Here is an 11,882-nt window from a genome sequence, read left to right as displayed (position 1 = left end):
CAGCGGTTTTCCGTCCGGAATTGCGTAAAAACAGAGACTTAGAGCGGGTCAGCGATTCTATCAAACGCCGAACCGCTCTAGGATCCATGGTCGCCAATTGAAAAAAGGGCGCCGCATCGCTGCGGCGCCCTTTTTTATTTCGAGCTGATGTTTATGCGGCGTTGCGCGCCAGCGCCCGCTGGTTGGAGGCGACGATCGTGTCGCGCTCCGGTAACGTGCCGGTCTTCAGGCCGTCGACCCAGTCGGCCGTCTTGAGCACAGCGGCGAAGCGCGACTGAAAGATGACGGTGATCACACGGTGAATCTCCTCCGCCGAGGCATAGCCGGCGCTGTTGGCATAGGGCAGAGAGCCTGAAGCATCGGACAAGAACTCGACCGCAAAGCCCATATGGACAGCGTGGATGACGGTCGACAGATCGCAATTATGCGTCATGTAGCCGACGACAGCGATCGTATCGATGGCGTTGGCGCGCAGCCATGCCTCGAGGTCGGTGCCGGTAAAGGCGGAAGGCATTGTCTTTTCGACATAGTGGTCGCGCTTACGCCGGGCGATCTCGGGATGCAGTTCGGCGCCGTGGCTGCCCTTGGCGAAGACCGGTGCCGTCTCGGGCGCCAGTTGCTTGATGACCACGACCTTGATGCCGGCAGCGGCAGCGGCGTCCATGGCACGCGCGACATTGACGACACTGTCGCGGAAAGGCGGGTGCTGAATGGCGAGGTTGCCGCCGTCATAATCGTTCTGGACATCGATGACGATGAGCGCGCGGCGCGGTGTGGTGTTGACGGGGTCAGACATGGTGTTTTCCTTCCGGCTTGGATGCGATGGGGTGAAAATAGGCGCGCCGCCAAATTGTCGAAAGTGTCCTGATTGACATCATTCGAAAGAATTGGGACAAACCATTTTTCAGTCCCTGGAGCCTCCAATGGCCGATCCGATCGTTGCCGTCCTCGCTTTCGACACCATAAGTCCGTTCCATCTCTCGGTGCCATGCCTGGTGTTCGGCACAGACCGAACGCCGCTCGGCCTGCCGCGGTTCGACTTGCGCATCTGCGCGATCGAGACCGGGCCGGTCCACACCGACGCGGGCCTGACCGTGGCCGCGCCGTACGGGCTCGATGGTTTCGAGGAGGCTGACATCGTTATCGTGCCAAGCTGGACAGACCTGGAAGCGCCGGTGCCGGCGGCGCTGGTGGAGGCGCTGCAACGAGCCCACCGCAACGGCGCGTTGATTGTCGGCCTGTGCCTCGGCACCTTCGCCATTGCCGCCGCAGGGCTGCTTGCGGGCCGCCGTGCGGCAACACACTGGGCCTATGCCGACCGGCTGCAGGCGCTTCATCCCGACATTACCGTGGATGCCGAAGTGCTCTACATCGACAATGGCGACATCGTCACATCAGCCGGCGTGGCCGCCGGGCTCGACTGCTGCCTCCACATCGTGCGTGGCCGCTATGGCGCGGAAGCAGCACTTCGGCTGGCCCGGCACATCGTCCTTTCGCCGCATCGGCAGGGCGGGCAGGCGCAGTTCATCGAGCGGCCAGTGGCGAAGACGGCCAGCACGGACCGTTTCACGCAGGCGCTCGATACGGTGCGCGCGTCACTTGGTGAAGCGCACAGTCTCGACCGCGTCGCCGATGCCGCCGGCCTGACCCGGCGGACCTTTACCCGCCGGTTCCAGAACTCGATCGGCACCAGCTTCGGCGACTGGCTCACAGACCAGCGCGTCGAACTGGCACAGAGGCTGCTGGAGGCGACGGACAAGTCGATGGACGTTGTGGCCTTCGAAGCCGGCTTCGGCAGCGCCACGTCGCTCCGCCAGCATTTCGCCGCGCGGATCAGGACGTCGCCTGCCCAATACCGGCGCGAGTTTTCGAAAGGCGTGAGCTTGGCCTGAGGAAGGACGCCGCATCGATGCGACGTCCTTCAAATCAGGTCGCAGGCCAGTCAGGCAATATCGTCCCGCGACGGCGCCCGCTTTCGGCCCGTAACCATCGCGCGAACAAGGTTCTCGTGGTGGCGCAGACTTGCCAGCAGCACGCCGCCGACATGCAGTCCGATGAGCACCAGGATGCCGTTGCCCAGGATCTTGTGCGTGTCCTCGACCCAGGCCACACCCCAATAGGCATCGGTTGTCTGCATCCAGCCTGTCAGCGCAATTCCGGCCACGCAACACAGCAACGCCAGCACCATGGCGCCGCCGGCAGGATTGTGACCGAGATAGCGCCGTTCGCGACGATGCGCGACATCGGCAAGATATTCGGTCACCGCGCCCGGACCGCGCACGAACTGTCGAAACCGGGCGTATCGCGATCCCAGGAGCCCGGCGATCAGCCGCGAGGCGATCAATATGCCGGCGCTATAACCGGCCAGTTCGTGCACCTTCATGATCTCGCCCGAGGACAGCCACGCCACCGCCACGCACAGCACCAGCAACCAATGGAACAGGCGGATGTAAGGGCTCCAGACCTTGACCAGGGATTTCCCTGTCGAAACGGTGGCGTCCATGGCGATCAACCGTCGTCGGAATCAGCGCCAACGGTCTCGAGCGTCTTGGGGTTGAAGACGGCTTCGAGCTTCTTGCCCTTGGCGTCGATCGCCTTGGCCTCGTAGCAGCCGTTTTCGCTCTTGATGCTGCGGACCTTCCAGCCCTCGCCTTCCAGCTTCTTCTGCAGGGCTTCGCGCGGCTGCCACTGGTCGGCCGGCACATCGCATTTATCGGCGGCAAAGGCCGAGCCGGCGAAGCCGCCGGTGAGCAGGAAAGTGGCGAGAATGATCTTCTTCATGGCATGTCTCCATCGGTTGATCCGATGTCGCCGAACCTGACCAGCAAACCTGACAGCAGCCTGAATGGTGCCGATGCCACCCGAATGTCGCGGTCCGCCTCTGTTCAGGCTAGTGTCAGACTCCGGCCATATGGGGAGCACATGTATCGAGCGCGGGGGTGACGTGCGGGTTCTGCTGATCGAGGACGATGATGTGCTGGGCGAGGCCGTGCGCGATCACGTTGCCGCCGACAGCCATGCCGTGGACTGGAGCAAGACGCTTGCTGGCGCTCGCGACCATCTCGATGTGGTGTCCTATGAACTCCTCCTGCTCGATCTGCACCTTCCCGACGGCAGGGGCCTCGATTTCCTGAAAGCGTTTCGCCAGCAAGGCAAGGATACGCCGGTGATCATCCTGACCGCCCGTGACCAGTTGTCCGACCGTATCGAGGGGCTGAACTCCGGCGCCGACGACTATCTGGTCAAGCCGTTCGATCTGGGTGAATTGTCGGCCCGCCTCGCCGCGGTCGCGCGCCGCTACGCCGGAAATCCGAATCCTCTGATCCGGCTTGGGCCAATCGAAATCGACCAGGCCCGCCGCCGTGTTTTGGTCGGCGGCAAGGAGACGATGCTGACCGCGCGCGAATGGGCTGTTCTGGAGCAGTTCCTTGGCCGGCCAGGCGCCACCGTCGGCAAAGGTCAGATCGAGGACGCGCTCTACGCCTTCGGTGCCGAGATCGAGAGCAACACCGTCGAGGTGTATATCAGCCGGCTGCGCCGCAAGATCGGACGCGAGGCGATTACCACCATAAGAGGACTGGGCTACCGCCTGGCGTCCCGATGAAACTGTTCCACAGCCTCGCCGGCCGCCTGGTCGCGTCACTGATTCTTGTCACCGTCGTGTTCGGGTTGGTTGCGGCCGCCGCCGGTAGCATCACCCTGCATCGCGAAATCAATGAAGCGATGGACAACTCGATGCAGGAAGCGGCGCGCCGGCTGCTGCCGCTTGTCATCGACGATCTCTTCGAGCACGAAACACCACAGGCTCCGCGCAGGCTGGCGGAGGCGGTTTCCGACGATGAAGGCGGACGGTTGATCTTCCAGGTGCGTGACGGGGGCGGCCGTGTGCTCATTCACTCTTACGACGCGCCGGCGGAGCCGCTCACCGCCGGGCTGACGCAAGGATTCTTTGAGCAGGCAGGGTGGCGCATCTACACCGAACCAGCGGTCAGCGGCACGGTTTTCGTTCAGGTCGCCGAGCTTGAGACCCGGCGTGACGAGGAGACTTTCGAAGCCGCCATCGGCTTCCTGGTGCCGATGGTGGTGCTGACGCCATTGAGTGCCATCATCGCCTGGTTCACCCTGACGCATTTCCTCCGGCCGATCGCGGCACTGCGCGGCGAGATCAGCGCCCGTCACGGCGACAATCTCGTACCCATCCCCACCGAGCAACTCCCCTCGGAACTTGCCACCATTGCCAAATCCGTCAACAGCCTGATGCGGCGCCTGCACATGGCGCTCGATGCCGAAAAGGAATTCACCGCCAACGCGGCCCATGAGTTGCGCACGCCGATTGCCGGCGCACTGGCTCAGACCGAGCGCTTGATAGCCGAGGCGCCGGACGAGGCTGCAAGGAAGCGGCCTCGCCAGATCAAGACGGCCTTGTCCGATCTCGCCCGGCTGTCCGAAAAACTGATGCAGCTTGCGCGCGCCGATGCCGGCATGGCGGTCGGCGGCAAACCGGTCGACCTCGCTGCCGTTGCAGCACTGGTCATCACGGATTTTGAACAGCACGACGAAAGCCGTGGCCGCATCCACCTTGAACTGCAGACGAAAGGCGAGCCGCATGCGGCAATCGACACGGATGCGCTGGCCATTGTCTTGCGCAACCTCATTGAAAACGCCTTGCGGCACGGCGCCGAGGCCGGGCCGGTCATCATACGCGTCGGCGACGACGCCACGCTCAGCGTGATGAACGAAGGTCCGATCGTTTCAGCCTCGTCCTTGAATGGCTTGGTCAGGCGCTTTGAGCGCGGCGTGACTCGCGCCGAAGGATCGGGCCTCGGGCTGGCGATCGTCAGCAGGATTCTACAGCAAACCGACGCAACGCTTGTAATGAACTCACCGGCATCGGGCCGGCAGGATGGGTTCGAAGCAGTGATCCGGTTTCCCCGGGCTTGAGGATCAGCGCGCTATCGGCCTAGCGGGATTACCCACCACGGTGGCGTTTGCGGGCACGTCACGCGTCACCACCGCGCCAGCGCCGACGATGGCGCCGTCACCGATCCTGACGCCGCCCAGAATGATGGCGCTGCCGCCGATCCAGGCGTTATCGCCGATCTCGACCGGCTTGGCGATTTCGAGTCCCGCCTTTCGGCCAACGGCATCCCGGTGATGCTCGGCGCAGTAGATCTGCACGTTGGGGCCGAGCAGCGTTGCCGTGCCGATGCGCACCGGTGCGGTGTCGAGGATCGTGCAGCCGGCGTTGAGGAAAGTCCCCTCGCCCAGAAATATGTTGAAGCCATAGGCACAATGGAACGGCGCTTCGATCCGGGCGCCCTCGCCTGCTCCGCCGAGCAGCGCTTTCAGCGCCGGCCCAAGATTGCCGCGCTGTCGCGGCGGCAGCGTGTTGTGCTCGAACAGCGCGTCGCGCGCCGTCACGCGCAGCGCCTCCAACTCGTCATCCAGGCACGTGTACCATTCACCGGCCGCCATCTTCGCGCGCTCGCTTTCAGCCATGGCCGTGCCTCCGTTTGACTGTCTTTGCCAAAGCATAAATGCAATGAACCGAAAAGTGCCACCGCGAAGGCCGGGCCTGACAAACAACGAGTGCGAAAATCCATTCCGATTCTTGACAGCACACGCTGGTGAAAAGCCGGGCCTGTGCTAGCTTCCCTTCAGCGGGGCTCTCCCAGCCCAGGCTTTGAGGGGACCAACCATGCTGTATATTCTCGCACTTCTGATCGGCGTCATCGCCGGTCTGCGCGCCATGACGGCGCCGGCCGCGATTGCCTGGGGCGCTTATCTCGGCTGGCTGCCGGTCGCCGGCACCTGGGCCAGTTTCATGAGCCATTGGGCCGCCGTCGGCATCTTCACCATCCTGGCCATCGTCGAACTGGTCACCGACCAGTTGCCCTCGACGCCGAGCCGCAAGGTGCCGCAGCAATTCGGCGCCCGCATCATCATGGGCGCCTTCACCGGTGCCGTGATCGGAGCCACCGGGGGGGCCACCATCGGCGGCCTCATCGCTGGTGCGATTGGCGCTGTCATCGGCACGCTCGGCGGCGCCGAAGTGCGTGGCCGGCTGGCGGCGGCCTTCGGCAAGGATCCGCCGGCAGCCTTCATCGAGGACGCGGTGGCGATCATCGGCGGCCTGCTGATCGTGGCTGCGGTGGTATGACGGCGAAGGTCTTCGACGCCATCATCATCGGCGCCGGCCAGGCGGGATCGCCGTTGGCCGGGCGGCTGACAGCCGCCGGCATGAGCGTGGCGCTGATCGAGCGCAAGCTGGTTGGCGGCACCTGCGTCAACACCGGCTGCATGCCGACCAAGACCATGGTCGCCAGCGCTTATGCCGCCCATCTGGCGCGCCGCGCCGCTGACTATGGCGTGACGTTTTCGGGCCCCGTCGGGGTCGACTACAGCAGGATCAAGGCGCGCAAGGACAAGGTCACGAACGATGCCCGTGGCAATCTGGAGGCGTGGATCGCCGGCATGAAAGGCTGCACGCTCTATCGCGGCCACGCGCGCTTCGAATCCGCCAACACCGTGCTCGTCGGCGACGAGCTTCTGACGGCGGAAAAGATCTTCCTCAACACCGGTGGCCGCGCCTCGGTGCCCGACCTGCCGGGCATCCACGACATCGATTTCCTGACCAACTCCTCGATGATGGATCTCGACGTGCTGCCGCGCCATTTGATCGTCGTTGGCGGCAGCTACATCTCGCTCGAATTCGCGCAGATGTTTCGCCGCTTCGGCTCGGAAGTCACCGTTATCGAGAAGAGCCCGCGCCTCACCGGCCGCGAGGACGAGGACGTCTCCGACGCCATAAAATCCATTCTCGAAAACGAAGGCATCGCCATCCATGTCGGCGCCGACGACATTGCCTTCGCCAGGCAAGGCAAGGACATTGCGGTGACCTTCTCCGCCGGCAAGGCGCCAGCCGTCGGCTCGCATGTGCTGCTGGCCCTGGGGCGGATGCCCAACACCGATGATCTCGGCTTGGACAAGGCCGGTGTCGAGGTCGACAGGCGCGGCTTCGTCAGCGTCGACGACCAGCTGCGCACGACGGTACCCGGCATCTGGGCAATGGGCGACTGCAACGGCGAGGGCGCCTTCACCCACACGTCCTACAATGACTACGAGATCGTCGCCGCCAATCTGCTCGACGATGATCCGCGCAAGGTCAGCGACCGGATCGAGGCCTACGCGCTCTATATCGATCCACCGCTCGGCCGTTGCGGCATGACAGAGGCGGCGGTGAAGAAATCCGGCCGCCGCGCGCTGGTCGGCCAGAGGCCGATGACCCGTGTCGGCCGCGCCGTCGAGAAGGGCGAGACGCAAGGGTTCATGAAAATCCTGGTCGATGCGGACACCAGGGAAATCCTCGGCTGCTCTGTGCTTGGCCCTGGCGGCGACGAGGCGGTGCATTGCGTGCTCGACCTGATGTACGCCAAGGCGCCGGTCGATACGCTGGCCCGCGCCGTGCATATTCATCCGACGGTCTCGGAACTGCTGCCGACCATCGCCCAGGAGCTGAAGCCGCTGGTGTAACCTCGCCAAAAAGGGCGCTCGATCTCAGCCGAGCGCTGGCAGTCGCGCGCGCAGCTGCCAGCGCTTCTCGTCCGCTCCTCGTTTTCTGCATTGCTGCATTGCAGCAATGGCGCTTGTCGATACGGCATTTCCTCGCGCAGTCTCAGCTTTGAACCGATTCAGTCTGGACGCCCCATGCCATTGCCGATCCTAGCGCTTGCCATCGCGTCCTTCTGCATTGGCACCACCGAATTCGTCATCATGGGCCTGCTGCCCGAGGTTGCCGCCGATCTTGGCGTTTCGATCCCGGCGGCCGGGCTGCTGGTCACTGGCTATGCCCTGGGTGTGGTGTTCGGCGCGCCGATTGTCGCCATCGCCACGGCGCGCCTGCCGCGCAAACCGGTGCTGGTCGGGCTCGCAGCGCTGTTCGTTGTCGGCAATCTGTTTTGCGCCATCGCGCCCAATTACTGGACGCTGATGGCCGCGCGCGTCTTCACCGCTTTTGGCCACGGCGCCTTCTTCGGCATCGGTTCGGTCGTCGCCGCCAGCCTGGTGCCGCGCAACAAGCGCGCCAGCGCCATCGCCCTGATGTTCGCCGGGCTGACGCTGGCCAACATTCTTGGCGTGCCCGCCGGAACGGCATTGGGCGAAGCCTTCGGCTGGCGCGCGACATTCCTGGCCGTCGTCGGCATTGGCCTGATCTCGGTCGCGGCCATTGTCTGGCTGGTGCCGTCGGGCGTCGCCCAGCCGAGCGGCGGCGGCCTGCGCGCCGAAGTCCGCGTGCTCGGCAAGCTGCAGGTGTGGCTCGCCATGCTGATCGCGGCGCTGACCTCGGCCAGCCTGTTTGCCGTCTTCACCTATATCAAGCCGTATCTTACCGACGTGTCGGGCCTCTCCACCGCGGCTGTCACCTGGGTGCTGCTGCTGTTCGGCGCCGGCATGACCATCGGCAACATCATCGGCGGCAGGCTCGCCGACTGGAAGCTGATGCCGACCGTCATCGGCACGCTGCTGATGATGGTCGTGCTGTTCTTCTTCTTCACGCAGTTCGGCGCAAGGCCGGGCATCGCCATCGGCATCGTCTTCCTGTGGGGCCTGCTGCTCTTCGTCGTCGTGCCGCCACTGCAGATCCGTGTCGTCGAGGCGGCGTCAGAAGGACCGAACCTTGCCGCGACGCTGAACCAAGGCGCATTCAACGTCGGCAACGCCGGCGGCGCCTGGATTGGTGGACTGGCGCTCTCCTGGGGTGTCTCCTATGCCAACCTGCCGCTGGTCGGCGCGGGATTGGCGCTGCTGGCTGTTGTCGTCGCCGTGATGTCGCAAGCCTTGGATCGCCCTGTAGCGCTTCAGGCCGCGGCCGAGTAACCTCCTTGCGCCCATAGCGCGGTGGGCTGGACCAATCGACATCGACACCATCAAATGGGCATGTCACGCGCTCTTGATGGAGGATGTCATGCAGAAATCGATCGAACGCGTCACCGGCGACAGCGAGGGCGTCTCCTACGAATTTCCAGTGTTCCGCTTTGCCGGAGCCGTCAAGGCGGCCCCTTCAGCCTATCTTCAGGCGGCACTCCACGCCGGCGAACTGCCTGGTGTCGTCGCCATCGATGCGCTGATGCCGATGCTGAACAAGGCCGAGGCCGAAGGACGCATCAAGGGCGACATCACCATCGTGCCCTGGGCCAATCCCATTGGCCGCGCCCAGTATCATTTCGGTGAGCATCTGGGCCGCTTCCATCTCGGCACCCGCACCAACTTCAACCGCGCCTTTCCGCTGCTTGCCGCGCCGGATACCGCGCTGTTGCCGGACACCACGCATGGCACGCCCGACCAGCGGCTGAAGACGCGCCTGCTGGAGCTTTCGCTCGGCCACGACATCGTGCTCGACCTGCATTGCGACGATGAAGGCCTGGCCTATCTCTACGTCCACACCAGCCTGTGGCCGGCCATGGCCGATTGCGCCGCCGCCATGGGCGTCGATGGGGTGCTCTTGTGGAGCGAAGACACCGACGGCACTTTTGAAGGTGCCTCGATCATGCCCTATCAGAACGTTCCCGCCACTATGGCAAAGCTTGACCGGCGCGTTGCCACCACGGTTGAATATCGTGGCATGCTCGATGTCGAAGGTGATTATGCCGCCTCGGATGCCGAAGGGCTCTACCGCCTGCTGGTAGCGCGTGGCGTGGTCACCGATACGGCCCTGCCCGCGCCCGGTCCATTCAAGGGTATTGTGGCACCACTCGAAAACATCGACATGATGCCGTCGCCCCGCGCCGGTGCTGTCCTTTACGACGTCAAGCCCGGCGACCGTGTCGCCAAGGGGGCGCGGCTCGCAACCATCGTCCACACGCCAGGCGAAGCCGGCGGCCGCACGGAAGTGTTCGCCCCGCAGGCCGGCATCATCCTGACGCGACGCTCCCGCCGCATCATCCGCACGGGCGAAGACCTGCTCAAACTGGTCGGCGACAGGAAGAGCGGCGATGCCAGGTCAGGAACGCTGGAGGATTGACCAGCGCCTGCGCGCCGAACGGTCGCGAACGACCCAACCCAGGTAATTTGTGCTAGTCTTGCGCGCAACCAACTGGGCCGGGTGATGCGATGTTGGAAACCGACAAGCTATTCGCCGGATCGATTCCGGAAAACTACGACCGCTACATGGTGCCGTTGATTTTCGAGGCCTACGCCGCCGATATGGCACAGCGGGCGGCAGCCTTGTCGCCGAGCGCCGTTTTGGAAACCGCCGCCGGCAGCGGCGTTGTCACCCGCGCCCTGGCACCAAGACTGGGCAGGGACGCAACCTATATCGTAACCGACCTCAACCAGCCCATGATCGACTACGCCGCATCACGGCAGCCTCACGACAGCCGCATCCAATGGCGCCAGGCGGATGCCCTGGCCCTGCCGTTTGAAAATGCGGCCTTTGATCTCGTTTGTTGCCAGTTCGGCGCGATGTTCTTTCCCGACCGCACAGCTGGCTACCGCGAAGCAAGGCGGGTCCTGAAGCCCGGTGGACACTTCCTGTTCAGCGTATGGGATCGCATCGAGGAGAACGTTTTCGCGGATGACGTAACAAATGCTCTCGCGAAGGTTTTTCCGAACGATCCGCCACGCTTCCTGGCACGCACACCACACGGCTATTACGATACGGCGCTGATCCGCGGCCAGTTGGAGGACGCGGGTTTCTCGCAGGTGGTGATCGACACGAGAGCCGAGCAGAGCCGCGCATCCTCGCCGCGCATTCCAGCCGTGGCCTATTGCCAAGGCACCGTTCTTCGCAGCGAAATCGTGGCCCGGGATGCGGCAAAACTGGAGGCTGCAACCGACTACGCGGCGTCCGTGATTGCGCAGAAACATGGCAGCGGCGAGATTGCTGCAAAGATCCAGGCGCACGTGATCACGGCCGTGGCCTAGACCCAGCGGATGGAGCTCCATCCCGATTTCGCGGGATGGAACGGGCTCTAACCTGAAATCGCCTGACGCGCCTTGGCTTCCAGCCATTCGGCCATCTGCCGGTACGGCACGGGACCATGACTGATCCTGGAAACACCGAGTTCCGCGAGGCGCTGGCGCGGCGGCACATGCGCCAGCGCAATGATATTGACCGGCAGCTTCGTCGACTTGCACAGCGTCTCGATCAGGCCCTCGTCACCGAGACCCGGTGCGAAGAGACCGCTCGCGCCGGCCTTCTCGTAAGCCTCGGCGCGCTCGATGGCCTGGTCGAGCAGCACGTCATCATGCGCATCCGGCTTGGCCTTGAGGAAGATGTCGGTCCGGGCGTTGATGAAAGCCGGGATGCCGGAGGCCTTGACGGCGCTGGCCGCCGCTTCGATACGCTTCACTTGCACGTCAATGTCATGCAGGCCGCTGCCGCCGACGATCTGATCCTCGAAATTGAAACCGATGGCGCCGGCACGCAAGGCCAGCGTCACCGTGCGCGCGACGATTTCCGGATCGACGCCATAGGCGCCCTCGAGATCCATGGTCACCGGCAGATCGACCGCCGCGACGATGCGCTTGATGTTTTCGAGCGCGAGCTCAAGCGGGATCTTCTCGCCATCGGCGAAGCCAAAAGCCGCCGCCACCGGCCAGCTTCCGGTCGCTATGGCCTTGGCCCCTGCCTTCTCCACGATCTTGGCCGAGCCTGGATCCCAGGCATTGTAAAGGACGACAGGATTTCCCTTCACGTGCAGGGCGTGGAATGCGCGTGCGCGGTCGACTTGCTCGGTCATGTCTTGCCTTCCTGTGTCTCAGCCGGTCACCTTGTCTAGAGTGTGGCCCTGGCTTTGGCGATGGGGCAGCCTGTGCGGAAACGACAGCCACGCCACGGAGCTTTTCTAAACCTGTTGCGCATCCTTTTATTCGCGGCTATG

13 protein-coding genes are annotated in these 11,882 nt (G+C 64.0%); 8 read left to right on the top strand and 5 right to left on the bottom strand.

The genetic code is table 11. The features are described 5' to 3' along the window. Positions 1 to 151 precede the first annotated feature (151 nt). A complete protein-coding gene (locus GA829_RS11605; RefSeq protein ID WP_195178633.1) occupies positions 152 to 796 on the bottom strand; it encodes a cysteine hydrolase family protein in 645 nt (214 codons plus the stop codon). A gap of 127 nt (positions 797 to 923) precedes the next feature. Between GA829_RS11605 and GA829_RS11600 the strand changes: the two genes are divergently transcribed. After that, positions 924 to 1,892, top strand: coding sequence for a helix-turn-helix domain-containing protein (locus GA829_RS11600; RefSeq protein ID WP_195178632.1), 969 nt, complete (start codon positions 924 to 926; stop codon positions 1,890 to 1,892). Between the two features lie 50 nt (positions 1,893 to 1,942). Here GA829_RS11600 and GA829_RS11595 read toward each other — a convergent pair whose 3' ends face one another. Then, positions 1,943 to 2,503: a cytochrome b/b6 domain-containing protein gene (locus tag GA829_RS11595; RefSeq protein WP_195178631.1), complete on the bottom strand. Its 561-nt coding sequence runs from the start codon at positions 2,501 to 2,503 to the stop codon at positions 1,943 to 1,945. Between the two features lie 5 nt (positions 2,504 to 2,508). Beyond that, positions 2,509 to 2,781: a PepSY domain-containing protein gene (locus tag GA829_RS11590; protein WP_195178630.1), complete on the bottom strand. Its 273-nt coding sequence runs from the start codon at positions 2,779 to 2,781 to the stop codon at positions 2,509 to 2,511. 163 nt (positions 2,782 to 2,944) lie between these two features. Between GA829_RS11590 and GA829_RS11585 the strand changes: the two genes are divergently transcribed. Next, positions 2,945 to 3,604, top strand: a complete 660-nt coding sequence (locus GA829_RS11585; RefSeq protein ID WP_195178629.1) for a response regulator — start codon at positions 2,945 to 2,947, stop codon at positions 3,602 to 3,604. After that, on the top strand, positions 3,601 to 4,941 hold the full coding sequence (locus tag GA829_RS11580; protein ID WP_195178628.1) for an ATP-binding protein: 1,341 nt from the start codon (positions 3,601 to 3,603) through the stop codon (positions 4,939 to 4,941). Before GA829_RS11585 ends, GA829_RS11580 begins: the two co-directional genes overlap by 4 nt. Positions 4,942 to 4,944: 3 nt before the next feature. Here the strand turns inward: GA829_RS11580 and GA829_RS11575 are convergent, their stop codons facing one another. Further along, complete coding sequence (locus GA829_RS11575; RefSeq protein WP_195178627.1) at positions 4,945 to 5,499, bottom strand: sugar O-acetyltransferase; 555 nt, start codon at positions 5,497 to 5,499, stop codon at positions 4,945 to 4,947. 199 nt (positions 5,500 to 5,698) lie between these two features. Here GA829_RS11575 and GA829_RS11570 point away from each other — a divergent pair, with 199 nt between their 5' ends. The 5 genes from GA829_RS11570 to GA829_RS11550 all read left to right on the top strand — a co-directional run bounded on the left by GA829_RS11570 (position 5,699) and on the right by GA829_RS11550 (position 10,923). Next, positions 5,699 to 6,160 (top strand): DUF4126 domain-containing protein, encoded by a 462-nt coding sequence (locus GA829_RS11570; RefSeq protein WP_195178626.1) that lies wholly within the window; start codon positions 5,699 to 5,701, stop codon positions 6,158 to 6,160. After that, the gene (locus GA829_RS11565; RefSeq protein ID WP_195178625.1) at positions 6,157 to 7,533 is read left to right on the top strand and encodes an FAD-containing oxidoreductase; all 1,377 of its coding nucleotides are present in this window, start codon (positions 6,157 to 6,159) and stop codon (positions 7,531 to 7,533) included. The genes GA829_RS11570 and GA829_RS11565 overlap by 4 nt, the downstream gene beginning before the upstream one ends. Before the next feature lie 174 nt (positions 7,534 to 7,707). Next, positions 7,708 to 8,877 carry an MFS transporter gene (locus GA829_RS11560; RefSeq protein ID WP_195178624.1) on the top strand — a complete coding sequence of 390 codons (1,170 nt, stop codon included), beginning with the start codon at positions 7,708 to 7,710 and terminating at the stop codon, positions 8,875 to 8,877. Between the two features lie 88 nt (positions 8,878 to 8,965). Then, complete coding sequence (locus tag GA829_RS11555) at positions 8,966 to 10,021, top strand: M14 family metallopeptidase (protein ID WP_195178623.1); 1,056 nt, start codon at positions 8,966 to 8,968, stop codon at positions 10,019 to 10,021. A gap of 89 nt (positions 10,022 to 10,110) precedes the next feature. Beyond that, positions 10,111 to 10,923, top strand: coding sequence for a class I SAM-dependent methyltransferase (locus tag GA829_RS11550; protein ID WP_195178622.1), 813 nt, complete (start codon positions 10,111 to 10,113; stop codon positions 10,921 to 10,923). A gap of 47 nt (positions 10,924 to 10,970) precedes the next feature. Here GA829_RS11550 and GA829_RS11545 read toward each other — a convergent pair whose 3' ends face one another. Next, entirely contained in the window at positions 10,971 to 11,741 is a 771-nt protein-coding gene (locus GA829_RS11545) for an isocitrate lyase/PEP mutase family protein (RefSeq protein WP_195178621.1), read from the bottom strand. Between the last annotated feature and the right edge of the window lie 141 nt (positions 11,742 to 11,882).

The organism is Mesorhizobium sp. INR15 (assembly GCF_015500075.1).
GTDB lineage: Bacteria > Pseudomonadota > Alphaproteobacteria > Rhizobiales > Rhizobiaceae > Mesorhizobium.
Note: the sequence above shows the minus strand (reverse complement) of the source record. Positions and strands in the feature narration are given on the sequence as shown.